This window comes from Nocardiopsis sp. NPDC006938, from assembly GCF_042869555.1.
GTDB lineage: Bacteria > Actinomycetota > Actinomycetes > Streptosporangiales > Streptosporangiaceae > Nocardiopsis.
Genome location: NZ_JBIAGA010000004.1, coordinates 278,882 through 295,127 on the forward strand (window position 1 = coordinate 278,882; position 16,246 = coordinate 295,127).

Annotated in this window: 15 protein-coding genes; 7 read left to right on the forward strand and 8 right to left on the reverse strand. The window is 70.7% G+C overall.

What is annotated here, in order from left to right:
* The first annotated feature begins 172 nt into the window (after positions 1-172).
* Complete coding sequence (locus tag ACFYL4_RS08705) at positions 173-1,435, forward strand: APC family permease (protein ID WP_357764653.1); 1,263 nt, start codon at positions 173-175, stop codon at positions 1,433-1,435.
* A 90-nt stretch (positions 1,436-1,525) separates the two neighbouring features.
* On the opposite strand, the gene ACFYL4_RS08710 is transcribed toward ACFYL4_RS08705, so the two are convergent.
* The 5 genes from ACFYL4_RS08710 to ACFYL4_RS08730 form a co-directional block, all read right to left on the reverse strand.
* Positions 1,526-2,305: an NUDIX hydrolase gene (locus tag ACFYL4_RS08710; RefSeq protein WP_387517560.1), complete on the reverse strand. Its 780-nt coding sequence runs from the start codon at positions 2,303-2,305 to the stop codon at positions 1,526-1,528.
* On the reverse strand, positions 2,302-3,036 hold the full coding sequence (locus tag ACFYL4_RS08715; RefSeq protein WP_357764659.1) for an HAD family hydrolase: 735 nt from the start codon (positions 3,034-3,036) through the stop codon (positions 2,302-2,304). Before ACFYL4_RS08715 ends, ACFYL4_RS08710 begins: the two co-directional genes overlap by 4 nt.
* Positions 3,037-3,165: 129 nt before the next feature.
* A complete protein-coding gene (locus ACFYL4_RS08720) occupies positions 3,166-4,113 on the reverse strand; it encodes a VWA domain-containing protein (protein ID WP_357764661.1) in 948 nt (315 codons plus the stop codon).
* Positions 4,114-4,201: 88 nt separating this feature from the next.
* On the reverse strand, positions 4,202-5,170 hold the full coding sequence (locus tag ACFYL4_RS08725) for a DUF58 domain-containing protein (protein ID WP_387517563.1): 969 nt from the start codon (positions 5,168-5,170) through the stop codon (positions 4,202-4,204).
* Between the two features lie 4 nt (positions 5,171-5,174).
* A complete protein-coding gene (locus ACFYL4_RS08730) occupies positions 5,175-6,242 on the reverse strand; it encodes an AAA family ATPase (protein ID WP_357764666.1) in 1,068 nt (355 codons plus the stop codon).
* Between the two features lie 185 nt (positions 6,243-6,427).
* Here ACFYL4_RS08730 and ACFYL4_RS08735 point away from each other — a divergent pair, with 185 nt between their 5' ends.
* The 5 genes from ACFYL4_RS08735 to ACFYL4_RS08755 all read left to right on the forward strand — a co-directional run bounded on the left by ACFYL4_RS08735 (position 6,428) and on the right by ACFYL4_RS08755 (position 12,402).
* Entirely contained in the window at positions 6,428-7,141 is a 714-nt protein-coding gene (locus ACFYL4_RS08735) for a hypothetical protein (RefSeq protein ID WP_387517565.1), read from the forward strand.
* Between the two features lie 451 nt (positions 7,142-7,592).
* The gene (locus ACFYL4_RS08740; protein WP_387517567.1) at positions 7,593-8,360 is read left to right on the forward strand and encodes a HipA family kinase; all 768 of its coding nucleotides are present in this window, start codon (positions 7,593-7,595) and stop codon (positions 8,358-8,360) included.
* A complete protein-coding gene (locus ACFYL4_RS08745; protein WP_357764673.1) occupies positions 8,357-8,785 on the forward strand; it encodes a DUF3037 domain-containing protein in 429 nt (142 codons plus the stop codon). Before ACFYL4_RS08740 ends, ACFYL4_RS08745 begins: the two co-directional genes overlap by 4 nt.
* A gap of 214 nt (positions 8,786-8,999) precedes the next feature.
* Entirely contained in the window at positions 9,000-10,256 is a 1,257-nt protein-coding gene (locus ACFYL4_RS08750; RefSeq protein ID WP_387517569.1) for a multidrug effflux MFS transporter, read from the forward strand.
* Between the two features lie 142 nt (positions 10,257-10,398).
* Positions 10,399-12,402: an AMP-binding protein gene (locus ACFYL4_RS08755; RefSeq protein ID WP_387517571.1), complete on the forward strand. Its 2,004-nt coding sequence runs from the start codon at positions 10,399-10,401 to the stop codon at positions 12,400-12,402.
* Positions 12,403-12,453: 51 nt separating this feature from the next.
* On the opposite strand, the gene ACFYL4_RS08760 is transcribed toward ACFYL4_RS08755, so the two are convergent.
* From ACFYL4_RS08760 to ACFYL4_RS08770, 3 genes are all read right to left on the reverse strand, one after another.
* Positions 12,454-13,101 (reverse strand): response regulator transcription factor, encoded by a 648-nt coding sequence (locus ACFYL4_RS08760; protein ID WP_357764683.1) that lies wholly within the window; start codon positions 13,099-13,101, stop codon positions 12,454-12,456.
* A complete protein-coding gene (locus ACFYL4_RS08765) occupies positions 13,053-14,321 on the reverse strand; it encodes a sensor histidine kinase (protein WP_387517573.1) in 1,269 nt (422 codons plus the stop codon). The genes ACFYL4_RS08760 and ACFYL4_RS08765 overlap by 49 nt, the downstream gene beginning before the upstream one ends.
* A 161-nt stretch (positions 14,322-14,482) precedes the next feature.
* Positions 14,483-15,445: a hypothetical protein gene (locus tag ACFYL4_RS08770; protein WP_357764688.1), complete on the reverse strand. Its 963-nt coding sequence runs from the start codon at positions 15,443-15,445 to the stop codon at positions 14,483-14,485.
* A 249-nt stretch (positions 15,446-15,694) separates the two neighbouring features.
* Here ACFYL4_RS08770 and ACFYL4_RS08775 point away from each other — a divergent pair, with 249 nt between their 5' ends.
* Positions 15,695-16,138: an SMI1/KNR4 family protein gene (locus tag ACFYL4_RS08775; RefSeq protein ID WP_357764715.1), complete on the forward strand. Its 444-nt coding sequence runs from the start codon at positions 15,695-15,697 to the stop codon at positions 16,136-16,138.
* Positions 16,139-16,246 lie beyond the last annotated feature (108 nt).

Consider the following 16,246-nt stretch of genomic DNA (forward strand, 5'->3'; position numbering starts at 1 on the left):
CCGGGGGTTCGCGCCCTTCGGTCACCGGTATCGGGCACACTCGGAAGTCGGGCACGCCCCTCGTCCCGCCCTCCGTGGTCCGCCGGCACCGGCCGCGCACCCCCGCGGACCAGGAGGGGGCCAGGCGCGCCCGCCGGTCGACGACCGGAGACACCCACCCAAGGAGACCCCGTTGGCCACCTCTTCCGGACCGCAGGCCAGACCCGCCCGGACGCTGGGAACCGTCGACGCGGCCGCCATCGGCGCCGCGGCGATGCTCGGCGCCGGTGTCTTCACGGTCTTCGCCCCCGCCGCTCTGGGCGCCGGAGCCTGGCTGCCCGTCGCCGTCCTCATCGCCGGACTGGTCGCCTACTGCAACGCGGTCTCCTCGGCGCGCCTGGCCGCCCGCCACCCCGAGAACGGCGGGACCTACGTCTACGGGCGCGAACGCCTGGGCGACCTGTGGGGCTACCTGGCGGGCTGGTCGTTCGTGGTCGGCAAGATCGCCTCCTGCGCCGCCATGGCGATGACCTTCGCCGCCTACACGCTGCCCGAGTGGCAGAAGCCGGTCGCGGTGGCCGCCGTGGTCGTCCTGGCGGCCGTGAACTACCGGGGGGTGCGCCGCTCCACCCTGGTGATCAAGGTGCTGCTCCTGCTGGTGCTGGCCGTCCTGGTCGCGGTGTTCGTCGCCATGCTCATGAGCGGGCGCCTGGCCGCGGTCGCGCAGGTGGACGGGCTGGGGCCCTGGCCGGGCTCCTTCGGCGTCCTGGGCGCGGCGGGGATGATCTTCTTCGCCTTCGCCGGGTACGCCCGCATCGCCACACTCGGCGGTCAGGTCCGCGACCCCGGAACCACCATCCCCCGGGCCATCACGCTCTCCCTGGGCACGGTGCTGGTCCTGTACCTGCTGATCGGTACCGGCCTGCTCATCGTGCTGGGCCGGGAGAAGCTCACCAACAGCCAGGCGCCGATGGCCGACGCCGTCCAGGTCGCCGGGTTCCCGATGCTCGTGCCGTTCGTGGTGGCCGGTGCGGCCGTGGCCAGCCTCGGCGCCCTGCTCCCGCTGCTGATGGGGATCTCGCACACCACCGCCGCGATGGCCTCGGACGGGCACCTGCCGCGGCCGCTGGCCGCGATGAGCGAGCGCCACGGGGTCCCGCACCGGGCGGAGGCGGTGGTGGCCGTCGTGGTGATCGCCCTGGTGCTGGTCGCCGACCTGCGGGGCGCCATCGCCTTCTCCGCCTTCGGCGTGCTCGTCTACTACGCCATCACCAACGCCTCGGCACTGCGGCTGGGCCCCGACGAGAACCGGCCGCCGCTGATCGCCCCGGTCGGCGGGCTGGTCGGGTGCGTGGTCCTGGCGACCAGCCTGCCCCTGCCCGTGGTCGGTGTCGGGGTGGTCGTCCTGGGCGTGGGCGCCGGTCTGTGGTGGCTGCGCCGCCACGTCCTCGTCTAGCGAGGTTCCGCGAGGAGGGGCCCCGCGAGCAGGGGACGCCGGGCGCCGGGCCCGACACCGGCCCGGCCCGCTCGGAGCGTACCGGTCGGCTCAGCCGCGGCGCCGGTGCCGCACCAGGAACTCCAGACCGCGTCGCGCGGTCGTGGACAGCGACAGCTCCGTCAGCTCGGCCGGGGTGAACCAGGCGCAGTCGGCCGTGGAGCCCGCCACCTCGACCACCCGGGGCGTGGTGGGCTCGGCCACGTGTACGTGGGAGAACACCCAGACCGCGTAGACGTCGGTTCCGGTGCTCTGCGCCCGGCGGTGGCTGGCCACGGTGATCAGCTCGCCGACCACGGCGGCCTGGCCGGACTCCTCCAGCACCTCGCGGCGCAGTGCGGCGCGCACGTCCTCACCGGTGTCCACACCGCCGCCCGGCAGGTGCCAGGTGCCGGCGGCAGGGTAGCCGTCGGCGATCAGGCTGAGCAGGACGCGCCCGGCCGGGTCGGTGACGATCCCGTAGGAGGCGAAGCGGCGCAACCGCGGGCGGGAGCCCTCTGGGGCGGGCTCCTCCTCGACGGCCAGCGCGGGGGCCGGGGGCGTGAGCCCCTCCGTGGGGACGACCGAGGGCCAGGCCGCGACCAGCTGGGGCTCCGCGAACACGATCCGGTCCACGTGCAGGGCGCGCCCGCGCGGCAGGCTCACGGTCTCGGTGAGCACGTCGAGGGCCACCAGCGGGACGTCCTCGGGCAGGCCGCCCAGGCCCCGGGCCACGTCCTGGGGGTCCTGGCCGAAGAGCACGCGCGCACCCTTCAGGACCGGTCCGGCCGGTCCTGAGGTGATGAGGTGGACGGTGACCCTGCGGGCCATCCAGTCGTCGATGGAGGTCACAGCAGGCCCGTCGCGGCCACGCTGCTGGGAAGCCCCACCATGCGCAGGAGGCCGTCGAGGTCGGGGAGGGTGGTGACGCCCTCGACGGGCTTACGGGCCTGGCGGTCCACGATCACGGGCCGCATGCCGGAGGCGATCGCTCCGACGGCGTCGGACTGGATCTGGTCTCCCACGTGCCAGCAGGCGCCGGGCTCCACGCCCAGGCGTTGGGCGGTCGCGTGGAAGATGCGGGGATCGGGCTTGCCCGCGCCCACGGAGTCGGCGCAGACCACGGCGTGGAAGTACGGGGTCAGTTCCAGGGCCTGGAGCTTGGCGTGCTGGAGGGACTCCATGCCGTTGGTGAGCACGGCCAGGCGGTACCCGGCCGAGGAGAGGGCGCTCAGGACCGGGAAGGTGTCGGGGTAGACCTGCCAGGCGCTGCGGTGGGCGTCCAGGTACATGCGGTAGAGCTCGTCGCAGTGCTGGTCGGCGAGGTCGGAGTGGCCCGCCTGGAGGGCCAGGGCCCGGACGCGCTCGCGGCGCTGCTCGTCCAGGGTGAGTTCACCGCGCAGGTAGGCGCCGAAGGAGATCTCGGTCTGGGTGTCCCACAGGGCGCGGGCCGAACCGAAGTCCGGGTGGCCGAGTCGTTCCATGACCGTGCGCAGACCCACGGACGAGGCGGCGACGTCGTCGATGAGTGTGTCATCCAGGTCGAAACAGATCGCGGCCGGGAGAGCGGGTGTGTTCGGCATCGTTCCTCGAAGTGGGTGGGCATGACAAAACATGCCAACGCTAACCCGTTGCCGAAGAGGAAAAGGTGCAAACCCCACCTAAAGGGATGTGACCAACATCACTCGCATGTGCGATTGGAGCGCCTCCGGTCAGGGAAGACGTTGGAACCACAGCAGCGAGGTCAATGCCGTCGCCATCGCCAGCACGATGGCGACCATCACGAACCGAGTGACGATCTCCTCATGCACCGTCTCCGTACCCAGCGAGGACCCGATGTCCTCGTACACCTCGTTCAGCTCCGTCTCGCTCTCGGCCTCGTAGAAGTGCCCCCCGGTGTCCTGCGCCAGCCCCTCCAGGGCCTCCTTGTCGATGTCGGCGGGCACCTGGTAGCCGTCGATCTCGATCATCGCCGCACCGCTGCCGAAGGCGATCGTTGACACCGGGACCTCCTCCTCGGCCGCCTCGGACGACGCCTGGAGGATGTCCCGCCCACTGGTGTTCTCCCCGTCCGACAACAGCACGATCGCCGCGGGCGGCGGGTCCTCCTCCGCGTCCTCGTCGAAGGTGCGGATCGCCTCCAACGAGGCGAACACCCCCTCACCGATCGCCGTCCCCGGACCCAACCGCAGGCCCTCGATCGAACTCGTGACCGCCGCGTGGTCCTGCGTGGGCGCCGTCACCACCGTCGCCGTCGAGGAGAACGACACCAGCCCCACGTTGAACCGGTCCGGCAGCGTCTCCACGAACCCCTGGGCCGACTCCTTGGCCGCGCTCAGCCGGTCCGGCTCGATGTCGTTCGCGGCCATCGACAGCGAAACGTCCACCGCCACCATGATCGTCGCCCGCTCCCGGGGGGCCTCCACCGGCATCGCGGGCACCGCCATCGCCGCGATCAACACCCCCAACACCAACGTGAAGAGCACGGCGGGCACGTGTCGGCGCACGTCCGGCCGGTGCGGCGCCACCTGGTCCAACAGTTCCAGGTTGGTGAAGCGCACCGTGTACTCGCGGCGCTGTCGCTGGGCGAACACGTAGGCGCCCACGAGCAGCACCAGGACCAGCAGCCACCACAGCCGCTGCGGTTCGAGAAAGGTCATGACCGCTCCACGTCCCCCCTGCCCGTACCGGCGCGGGACCCTCCCGCGCCCGCTCCGGCGCCCCCGGCGTGGAGTCCGCCACGACCGCTCACCGCGGAACCACCGGTGTGCGCCGGGCCAGCCGGTGCGCGGTCCGGCGCTGGTCGATCACGAACCGGGCGGTGTCCAGGACCCAGTCCCGGTCCGTGCGCAGCACCAGGTGGTGCACCCCGCACCGGCGCAGCGCCCCCCGAACGGCGGCCCTTTGCGACGCGGCCGCCCGACGGTACCGTTCACGGACCGCACGGGTCAGACGCACGTCACGTACCCGCCCGGTGGCCGGATCACGCAGGGGCACGTCACCCACCTCCGGCACCTCCAGCTCGCGGGGGTCCACCACCTCCACCACCAGGACCTGGTGGCGGGAACCCAGCTGACGCAGGGGCCGCTCCCACGGCACCTCCCCGCCGAAGGCCGGTGTGTCCAGGAAGTCGGAGACCACCACCCGCAGACCGCGTCGGCGCCGGGTGCGCACCAGGTCGGACACGGCGTCCGCCAGGGTGGCGCGGTCGGTTCCCGGGGCGAACACGTCCCCCTCCGGGGCGGCCGCGACCGTCGCCAGCAGCGACAGCAGGGCCTCCTTGCCCGACCGCGCGGGCCAGCGCCGCACCTGCCCCTGGTGCAGGAAGTGCGCCCCGAACCGGTCGCCGACCCGCTGCGTGAGCAGGTTGGTCGCCACCAGGGCGCCCACCGCGACCTCCCGCTTGGACCGTATCCCCGTACCGAAGTGCATGCTCGGCGACAGGTCCAACAGGGTCCAGCTCTCCAGCTCGCGGTCGGCGACCACGTCGCGCACGTGGGGGGTGTCGGTGCGCGCGGTCACCGCCCAGTCCATGTGGCGCACGTCGTCCTCGCCCGGCATGTACAGCCTGGCCTCGGCCGCCTCCGAGCCCGGCCCCAGCCGCAGGCCCAGGTGTTCGCCGTGCAGCAGCCCGTCCAGACGCTGCACGATACGCAGGTCCAGCCGGCGCAGCGCGGCGCGCAGCCGGGGATCGGTACCGATGGAGCGCGTGTTCACGCGATCACGTCCGCGCCGCGAAGGAGGCGGTCTCACCCGAGGGCGGCTCGTCCCAGATGACCCTGGGGGCGGGCACGGTGGACAGGATGCGGTCGACCACCTGGGCGGGGGTGACCCCGTCGGCCAGCGCGTCGAAGGTCAGGACCAGGCGGTGGGCGATGACGTCGTGCGCCAGGACCCGTACGTCGTCGGGCAGGACGTAGTCGCGCCCCCGAAGCAGGGCCAGCGCCCGCGCGGCGGCGACCAGGCCCAGGGTGGCACGGGGGCTGGCGCCCACCTCCAGGGCCTCGCGCAGGTCGGGCATCTGGTGGTTCTCCGGCTCCCGGGTGGCCATGACCAGGCGTACGACGTAGTCGGCGATGAGCTGGTGCACATGGACCCGCTCGGCGTCGGCCTGGAGCTCGCCCAACGTGACCGGGTCCAGGACCTGGTGGGCGGTGGGCGGGGCCGAGCTCATCCGGCGCAGGATCTCCATCTCCTCGTGCGCCTTGGGGTGGTGGACGTTGACCTTCATGAGGAAGCGGTCCCGCTGCGCTTCGGGCAGCGGGTACACCCCCTCGGACTCCACCGGGTTCTGGGTGGCGATGACGATGAAGGGCGCGGGCAGGGGGTGGGTGGTGCCACCGATCGAGACCTGGCGCTCGGCCATGACCTCCAGCAGCGCCGACTGCACCTTGGCGGGGGCGCGGTTGATCTCGTCGGCGAGCACGAAGTTGGCGAAGACCGGCCCCAGCTCGACGTCGAACCTCTCGGTGGAGGGGTGGTAGATGCGCGTGCCCACGATGTCGGAGGGCACCAGGTCCGGGGTGAACTGGATACGGGAGAACGACCCGCCGGTCACCTTGGCCAGGGTGGACACGGCCAGTGTCTTGGCGATGCCGGGCACGCCCTCGATCAGGCAGTGCCCCTGCGCGACCAGGGCGATGAGGGAGCGTTCCACCATGCCCTCCTGGCCCACGATCACCGTGGACACCTCGTGCAGCGCGGCGCGCAGAAGCCGGGTCGGCTCGCCCGGAGCGCTCTCCGGTCCCGGCGCGGCGGCGGGGCCGTTCCCGGGTGGGGTCTGTGCCATGTCCCGTCCTTCCCGGACGCGGCGTCCCCGTGCGTGGACGCCCGTAAGGAGTAGGTTGTGGATCACCTGTGGCGACACTACCCGTTGAGGTGCTCTTGGGCCGGTAGACGACGCGAGACTGGGACGGGAACGGGCCGTGGCGCGGACGGGTGGCCGGCCGCGGAGTGTCGGAGAGGGGAAGAGCCATGACGGCGCCCACGAGGGGCCTGAACGACGTCGATCCACGTCAGCTCGGCGGTTACCGGCTGTTGGGCCGACTGCACGAGTCGCGTCTGGGCGTGGTGTACCTGGGACGCGACTCCGCCGGGGAACGGGCGAGTGTGGCGATGCTCAACGACGCGGCGGGGATCGACGAACCCACGCGGGAGCGGTTCGCGCGCGCGGTGCGCGAGGGCGAGGGGGTGGCCGCCGCCCGTACGAGCGGGAGGTCGGCTCTGTGGGTGGCGGTCCCCTACGAGGAGGGTGCTCCCGGAGCGGGCCGGTTCCTGGAGGAGGCCGGGCGCGGCGGGCCTCTGGTGCCGTGGGGGCCGGTGGTGATGCCGCACTGGGCGGGGGAGCGGGGCGGTTCGGCGGTGCGCTGGGCGCCCTGGGCCGGTCGCCGCGACACCCCCGTGGCCAGGGGCGAGGCCAACTGGTGGCTGATCGGCGCTCTGGGCGCCCTGCTGCTCCTGCTGTTGTTGTTGGTGTTCGCGCTCTACCTGTGGATGATGACCTTCCCGCCCCCGGAGATGCCGACGTCGGGCCAGCCCGAGGCGGAGCAGTCCGAGCAGGAGGAGGCCGAGTCCGAGCCGACCCCGCAGGAGGGGGAGGGGGAACCGGCCAGCCCGGTGCCGACGGCCCCGACCCCGGGGAGCGAGGGCGAGGGGGAGTGGGGAGAGGCCCCCGAGGACAACCTGTAGCCGCGGCGGGGGAGCGCACCCCGAGAGCGGGGCCTCGGGGTGCGGGGGAGGGCGGTGGGCCGTGGCCCACCGCCCTCCGTGCCGTGCGGGGGGCGTGGCCGCAGGGAAGGTGTCGGGGATCGGCCGGGAGGGCGCCATGGGGAACCTGTTCCGCCTATGTAAATCTACGTCGTAAAGGTGGCGCGGCGGTTCTGTCGAACCGCACCGACAACAACACATTCGCGCGGCTACGCCGCCCGCCTCCCAACTCCTCCTCCCGGATCGGTTCGGCGTGTCGCGGCGGGCGAGGCCGGTATCTAGAACGTGTTCAGCCCTGTTTAGGAGTGCTGTCAGGGGTCCGCCCGACACCGGGGAGGGGTGGTCGGGGCCCCTCGGCTGCGTGCGGCTCAGCGGCCCCCGACTCGTCCGGCCCTGGCCTCCGGGGCGGACGCGACCACCGGGGTGGGTGCCTATGCTGGCCACCGTGCTGAAAAAGGTGATCGCGACGCGGTACGTACTGCCGCTGCGCGAAGGAGGTTCGCTCCCGGGGTTGGTCGAGGCCGACGACCTGGGAATGTACGTCGTCAAGTTCGTCGGTGCCGGGCAGGGCCGCAAGACCCTGGTGGCCGAGGTCGTCACCGGGGAACTGGGGCGGGCCCTGGGGCTGCCGGTCCCGGAACTGGCGGAGGTGGAGTTCGACGCGGTCATCGCCCGCGGCGAACCCGACCCCGAGGTCCAGGAACTACTCAAGGCCAGCGGCGGGCCGAACCTGGGCATGGACTTCCTGCCCGGCTCCCTCGGGTTCGACCCGCTGACCTTCGAGACCGACCCGGAGTTCGCCGGCCGTGTGCTGTGGTTCGACGCCCTCACCGGAAACGTGGACCGCTCCTGGCGCAACCCGAACATGCTCGTGTGGCACGGCCGCCCCTACCTGATCGACCACGGGGCGACGCTGATCTTCCACCACAGCTGGTCCCACGCCGACCGGTTCGTCGCCCGCGCCTACGACGCCTCCGACCACGTGCTGTCGGGAGCCGCCCCCGACCTGGCCGCCGCTGACGCGGCTCTGGCCCCGCTCGTGGACGAGGACCTCCTGCGCGGGGTGGTGGGGATGGTGCCGGACGTGTGGCTGGAGGACGAGCCCGGGTTCGCCTCGGCGGACGAAGTGCGGGAGGCGTACGTGAGGCACCTGACGGCCCGGGTGGCCGACCGTTCCTGGCTTCCGGAGGTGTCCTCGTGAGCGAGCGGTACACCACGGTGACCACCGGACAGGTGGGTGTGGAACGTGAGCGTGCGGTGTTCGAGTACGCGCTCCTGCGGGTGGTTCCCTGCCTGGAGCGCGGTGAGTGCGTCAACGCCGGGGTGATCGTGTACTCCCAGGAGCGGGCCTTCCTCGCCGCGCGCTCGGACCTGGACGAGGCCCGTCTGCTGGCCGTGCACGCCGGAACGGACGTCGACGGCGTGCGCCGGGCCCTGGCGGCCGTGGAACTGATGTGCCGGGGCGGGGCGGAGGCCGGGATGGCCGGTCGTGAGCGTCCGGGGCAGAGGTTCCGGTGGCTGACCGCTCCCCGGAGCACCATCGTGCAGCCCGGGCCGATCCACGGTGGTCTGACGCGGGACCCCGAGGCCGAGGTGGAGCGGCTGCTCGACCGGTTGGTGCGGTGACCGCGCGAAGGGCCGGAGCGCAGGGGAACGTGGCCCCGGCGTAAGGGACATCACAGGCACAGGGGTGGTTGGGTGGGGAGCGAAATCCTCCCCTTCGGTGTTGGTATGGAGTGGTCCATACCTGTGGACGCTCCCCACCACCCCCGATCCGTCGCGGTGCCGGTCCTCCGGCGTGCCGTCGTCCGGGTCGGCCCGTCCGAGAACTGGAGTGCCCTTGCAGTCCCCACCGTCCCCCTCCACCGCCCCCGCACAGGGAGACCGCCCCCAACCGACGCGGTCCCGACGCTCGATCGCGCTGCTGGTCCTGGTCCTGGGAGTCCTCACGGCCACCGGCCCGCTGGCGACGGACATGTATCTGCCCGCCTTCCCGCAGATCACCCGTGAGCTGGGGGCCACCGAAGGGCAGATCGGTCTGACCCTCACCGCCATCATGATCGGGATGGCCGTGGGGCAGCTGGTCATCGGTCCGATGAGCGACGCCTGGGGTCGGCGGGGTCCGCTGCTCGTGGGTGTCGCGCTGTTCACGGTGACGTCGGTGCTGTGCGTGTTCGTGCCCAACGTGTCGGTGTTCGTCGCGTTGCGCTTCCTCCAGGGGGTGGCGGGTGCGGCCGGTGCGGTCGTGGCCCGTGCGGTGGTACGCGACATGTTCCAGGGCGACGACGCGGTGCGGTTCTTCTCGCGGTTGGCGCTGGTGATGATGCTCGCGCCGTTGCTGGCTCCGCTGGTGGGCGCCCAGCTTTTGCTGGTGGGTCCGTGGCAGCTGAGCTTTTGGGTGCTGGCCGGGATGTCGGCGCTGAGTTTCGTCCTGGTGCTGCTGTGGCTGCCGGAGAGCCTGCCGGCGCAGGCCCGTCAGTCGCAGGGGCCGCGTCAACTGGCCGCCACGGTGTGGGGGCTGGTGCGTAACCCGAGGTTCGTGAGCCCGGTGCTGACGCTGGGGTTGAGCTTCGGCATGCTGTTCACCTATGTGTCGGCGTTCTCGTTCGTGTCGCAGAACGAGTTCGGGATCTCGCCGCAGACCTACGGGTGGTTGTTCGCGGTGAACGCGCTGGCGTCGATGGCGGGGACGCAGGGCAACGGTCTGCTGGTGGGTCGTGTGGACACGGCCCGGCGGTTGTTGCTGGGGCTGCTGCTGGCATTGGGCGCGGTGCTGACGCTGCTGGTGTTGGCGTTGACCGGTGCGGCCGAGCTGTGGATGGTGTCGGGGCTGTTGGCGCTGATGATGTTCAGCGTCGGTTTCATCATGCCGAACGCGACGGTGACGGCCCTGGACGGGCAGCCGGTGGCGGTGGCGGGGACGGCCTCGGCGTTGATGGGTTCGATGCAGTTCGCTCTTGGCGGGGCGATCGCGGCGATGGCGGGGATGACGCCTTCGGGCGAGGCCTCGTTGGTGAGCATGGTGGTCGTGATGGCGTCGGTGGCGGTGTTGTCGTTGCTGTCGTTCGTGTGGGCGGCCCGCACGAAGGTCCGATGAGCCCAGGTCTTGGTGGGTGTGTCCCCGGACGTCGAGGTTGCCGTTCGGTGGGGAAATGGGCACAGTAGGGCACAATTCCCCGACTGAGGCGGGTGGGGATCGTGTCGGGCCCGCCTACTGACGCGACAGAGGATGAGTGGGTATGGGCGAGGCCCCCGGTTCGTTGGCTCGAGAGTTCTCCGGGTTGAGTGACCTGGTCTACCAGGTGGCGACGACTGACGCGCACGCGCACGTGTTCTCCGTGTTGGAGGGGTGGGACTGGGAGCGTCGGACGGCGGGTGAGTTCGCCACGGACGTGACGGCCCTGGCGAAGGGATTGGTCGCGGCGGGTATCGCCGAGGGGGACCGGGTTCTGCTGGTGGCCGACTCCAACTACGACTGGGTGCGTTTCGCGTTCGCCGTGTGGTCGGTTCGGGCGGTGCTGGTGCCGTTGCCGAAGGCGGTGTCGGAGGAGCGGATGGCGCACGTGGCGCGTGAGACGCGTCCGGCCGCCGTGGTGGTGGAGGGCGAGCGCCAGTACCGTGCGGCGGTGGCGTTGCAGCGTGAGCTGCCCGACCTGGGCCGGGTGTGGCGCTATGAGGAGGGCCTGCCGGTGGTGGCGGGTCTGGGGACGTACATGGACGCCACGGCGGTGCGGTTCCGGCGTGACGAGGTGGTGGCCGACGATCCTGCGGTGGTGCTGTACCCGATGAGTACGGTCTCGCGGCGGATGCGGGGCGTGGTGCTCTCGCACGGGGCGTTGCTGACGGCGGCGGCCGACCTGGTGGACCGCATGTGGCCGCGGTTGTCGGAGCTGGCTCCGGGGCGGGCGAGCGCGGTGCTGGATCTGCCGTTGTCGGAGATGTCGGGGCTGGCGTCCCTGGTGGCGTGCGTGGTGGGCCGGGTCCGGGTGGGGTTGGTGGCTCCGGGACGGTTGCGGCGTGAGCTGGACCGGTTCCGGCCGACGGTGCTGGTGTGCCGTCCGGACCTGTTCGAGCGGGTGCACGGTTCGGAGCGGGCTTCGGCGCACTCCACGGACTGGGACTCGGTGGGGACGTTCAACGCGGCGATGGACGCGGCGGTGTCGTTCGACCAGTCGCCGAAGAAGGGTGCCTGGCGGCGGTTGTCGCGGTCGATGTACGACTGGTCGTTCTCGAAGATCCGGGACCTGCTGGGTGGCCGGGTGCATCTGGCGGTGTGCTGGGGCGGCGGGTTGTCGGAGCGGTTGGACAGCTACTTCAACGGTGTGGGTGTGCCGGTGATGCAGGTGTTCGGTTCGCCGGAGACGGCGGGTGTGTTCGTGGCGAACGCTCCGGGTGAGCGGGTGGCGGGCACGGTGGGTCGGCCGTTGCCGGGCCGTGAGGTGTGGGTGTCGCCCGAGGGTGAGTTGTTCGTGCGGGGCGGTCCGGTGTTCCTGGGGTACTGGGCCGATGGTGAGGGGACGCGGGCGGCGTTCCGTGAGGGTTGGCTGGCCACGGGGGTGTTGGCCGAGGAGGACGACGAGGGGTTCGTCCGGGTGTCGGGGCGCTCGCGTCCGCAGGCGTCGGTGGCGGAGGTTCCGGGGCGGTTCGTGCGTCGGGCGCGGGTGCTGGAGGTGGTGACCGAGCCCTCGGCGGAGCCGGAGGCGGAGTCGCCGGTGGTGGCGACGGCGTCGTTGCCCGTGGTGGAGGAGCCGACGCGGGAGTTGGAGGTGGCTCCTGCGGTGGCGGCGGGTCCGGTGGGTGTGTCGGGTACGGGCGAGTTCACGGCTGTGGGTGAGGGGTCGCGGGACGCCGAGGTGGTGGCGGGTTTCGAGGCGCGGTTGCGGGCGCATCCGTTGATCAGTCAGGTGTTGGTGATCGTGGAGGGGCGTCCGTTCGCGAGTGCGCTGGTCACGTTGGTGCGTGATCAGTTGGAGTACTGGCGTTTGGTGAACGGTCGGCCGTTGTCGATGGCGCCGGAGGAGATCGCGGGGGATCGTGATCTGCTGCGTGAGGTGCAGGGGTTGGTGTATGAGGCCAACCGGAGTGTTCCGCGGCATTTGGCGGTGCGGTCGTTCCACGTGTTGGCGGAGGAGTTCACGGTGCAGTCGGGGTTGGTGCGTCCGTCGGGTGAGTTGCGGCGGGAGGCGGTGCTGCGTGCGTTCTCGGAGGAGATCGACGGGTTGTACCGGGTGCGTCGTGAGTAGTGGTTGAGGTGTGGTGTGTGAGCCGCGGTCCCGGTGGGGGCCGCGGCTTTTCTATTGGCCGTTGAGGTAGGCGAGGACGGCGAGGACGCGTCGGCTGTCGTCGGAGGAGGGTGGGAGGTCGAGCTTGGTGAAGATGTTGTTGATGTGCTTGCTGATGGCTTTTTCGGTGATGTAGAGGCGTCCGGCGATGGCGGAGTTGGAGCGGCCTTCGGCCATTTCGGCGAGGACCTCGCGTTCGCGGGGGGTGAGTTGGGCGAGGGGGCCGCTCTGGTCCTGGCGGGCGAGGAGTTGGGAGATGACGGCGGGGTCCATGGCGGTGCCGCCGTCGGCGACGCGGCGGATGGCCTCGATGAACTGGTTGATGTCGAAGACGCGGTCCTTGAGGAGGTAGCCGACGCCTCCGGCGTCGTCGGAGAGGAGTTCGCGGGCGTAGAGCTGTTCGACGTGTTGGGAGAGGACGAGGATGGGCAGGCCGGGGATCTGGGTGCGGGCGGCGATGGCGGCTTGGAGGCCTTCGTCGGTGAAGGTGGGGGGTAGGCGGACGTCGACGACGGCGACGTCGGGTTTGTGGTGGGTGAGGGCGGTGTGGAGGTCGGGGCCGTTGTCGACGGCGGCGACGACGGTGAAGGTGTGGGCTTCGAGGAGGCGGATCAGGCCGTCGCGGAGGAGGGCAAGGTCTTCGGCGATGACAACGCGCATGGGATCTCCAGGGTGACGATGGTGGGGCCGCCGTGGGGGCTGGTGGTGTTCATGGTGCCATCGAAGGAGTCGAGGCGGCGGGCGATGCCGGAGAGGCCGCTTTCGGGGGTGGGGTGGGCTCCTCCTCGGCCGTTGTCGGTGACGGTGATGACGAGGCGTTGGCGGCCGTGGTTGATGTGGACCCAGGCGTGGGTGGCGTGGGCGTGTTTGGCGGTGTTGGTGAGGAGTTCGGCGATGGCGAAGTAGGCGGCGGATTCGACGGGGTCGGCGGGGCGGCCGTGGAGGTTGCTGGTGACGGTGATGGGGAGGTGGTGGGTGAGGGCGAGGGCGTGGACGGCTCCGTCGAGTCCGCGTTCGACGAGGACGGGTGGGTGGATGCCTCGGACGAGGTCGCGGAGTTCGGTGAGGGCTTGGCGGGTGGTGTCGCGTGCTTCGGCGAGGAGGTGTTTGGCGTTGTGGGGTTGGGTGTCGATGATGTGTTCGGCCATGGCGAGGTTCATGCCGAGGGCGACGAGGCGGGCTTGTGCTCCGTCGTGGAGGTCGCGTTCGATGCGGCGGATTTCGGCGGCTTGGGTGTCGATGGTGTCGGCGCGGCTGGTGGCGAGGTGGGCGACGCGTGCGGTGAGTCGGGCTTTTTCGGAGGGGGCGAGGATGGTGCGGGCGAGTTGGTGGTGGGCGTGTGTGGTGAGGGGGTGGAGGAAGTGGGCGAGGAGGAGGGTGAGTGTGGCGGGGATGAGGACGATGAGGGCTTCGGTGGGGGTGTGGGGGGTGATGAAGCCGTAGAGGTCGGTGGTGTGGCGCCAGAGGATGAGGGCGTAGAGGACTTGGTAGAGGGCGTGGGCGTAGAGGGCGTAGCTGAGGAGGGCGAGGGTGGTGAGGAGGGGGGCTGAGGCGAGCCAGAGGATGTCGCGCCAGGTGGTGGGGTCGGTGAGGATGACGCGGACGCGGGCGTGGACGCCGGTGGGGGGCATGGGGCGGTAGGTGGCGGGGACGGGTTGGTGGGGGTTGAGGTGGGTGAGGGTGGTGCGTTGTGCGTTGGCGATGGTGCGCAGGGTGGTGGCGGTGAGGATGGTGAAGGGGAGGCCGATCCAGATGAGGGTGAGGAGGGAGGAGGCGAGGACGAGGGGGGTGAGGAGGAAGGCTGCGGTGTTGTGGGAGACGAGGAGGAGTGTGTAGGCCAGGGTGGTGAGGGGCCCGGGTGTGGGCTGGGTGGTGGCCATGGTGGTGTCTCCGGTGGTGGGTGTTGGGCCTTCCTTTCTATTTTGGGGGGTCGGGGTGGGTGTTGGCGGGGGTGGTGGCTCCCCTTGTGGTGGGTGTGGGTGTGGCCCGGGTCGTGGGACCCGGGCCTTTGTTGTGGGTGGGGTTGTTGGTGGGGTGGGTGTCAGGGCCAGCGCATGTCGGTGGCGGGGCCGAGGGTGGTGACGCGGGTGGTGGTGCGGGTGTCGAGGGCTTGTTTGAGTTGGGTCCAGGCTTGTTGGGGGGTGTTGTCGGTGTTGTTGCAGGTGCGTTGTTCGCAGGCGGTGTTTTGTGACATGGCGGCGGCGAAGCGGAGGGGGTCGTTGGTGTTGGTGTGGCCCCAGTGGCTGATGTTGGCCCATTGGCGGGCTTGGATGGCGTCGGTTCGGTAGATCTGGGGGATGGTGGCGACGGTGGGGTGGGTTCCTCCGGCTGCGAGGTGGACGTCTTTGAGGGTCCAGCCGTTGTTGCAGGTGCCGTTGCCGGTGGTGGGGCAGCCGTCGGCTGAGTTGGCGGCGTAGAGGGGGGTGTTGGTGGCGTTGGTGTAGGCGTTGATCCAGTCGTGGGCCCAGGTGGGGGTGGACCAGGAGGGTTCGGCGTCGATGGCGGCGGTGAGGGTGACGTGGGGTGTGGTGGTGGTGCGGGCTTGGTCGATGAGGGTGGCCCATTGGCGTCCGGCGGTGGTGCCGTCGATGCCGCCGTCGTCTTTGTTGTTGATGCCGAGGGCGAGGTGGGTGGGGGTGTTGGTGGTGGTGCAGTCGGTGTAGCCGCGGGCCCAGTGGTGGGCGTATTCGAGGGCTTTGTCGGTGTGGGTGCGGGGTGTGGTGGTGGCGGCGCTGGTTCCGGGTTCGCGGAGTCGGTTGTCCTTTTCTTGGGTGCCGAAGAAGAGGATGCGGACGCCGGGGGTGTTGGTTTTGGCTTGGGCGCAGCCGGCTTGGTGGGCGTGGTGGGTGGTGGCGTGGGTGAGGGGGACGTATTGGCTGGTGGTGTGGCCGGGGTAGGTGGTGGCTTGGCCGGGGTGGTCGGTGGCGTGTGCGGGTGTGGGGGTGGTGAGGGTGGCCGCGGTGAGGGCGAGGGTGGCGAGGAGGTGTGGTGTGGTGTGTTTCATGGCTTTCATTGTGCGCTTTGGGTGGTGTTGCGTGCACGCACGGTGACATCCATGGCGTTTTGTGGCATTTGGGACATGTGGTGCGTCGGTAGATGATGCGGACCGGCGGCGCGCGGGTGTGACCTGCTGGTCCGTGGGTGGGCGCATATGGGGTGTAGATGGTGATCTGTGACGGATGTGGGTGGGGATTCGGTGGATTTTCGGCGCAACTCGCCGACCACGATTTCCCGTGTCTTGCCACGACCTGTGATGATCGTGGGTGTGTGGCGTGAACTGATCCTGGAGATGTATCCCGAGGCCGATCTGAGCGATCCGGCCGACGAGGTGACCCTGGCCGAGGTCGAGAAGCACCTGATGCTGCCCCTGCCGTTCGAGCTGGCCTCCCTGCTGAGGGAGACCGACGGGGTGACCAACGACTACGGGGACGCGGTGGTGTGGAGTGCCCGCCGACTGGTGGAGGACAACCTGGCCATGCGCCGGGAGCCGGACTACCTGGAGCTGTACGCGCCCTTCGACGAGATGATCTTCTTCGGCGACTCCGACATGGGGCCGCAGTTCGCCTACGTCCACACGGACTACGGTCCGGGGATCGTGGTGTGGGACCATGAGAGCGACCGCAGGCGGCTCGTGGTGGTCTCGCTGCGCGACTACCTGGCGCGGTGTCTCATCCAGGGCAACGCGTGGTTCCGCTAGGGCGGTGCCCACGGGGCGTGCGCCGGGGTGACCTGTCGGTTCGTGCTATTTTTCGTGGTTGGCGGCGTCGTGTCCGCCGTTTCCCCTTGAGCCCGCCCTGAGAGAAGG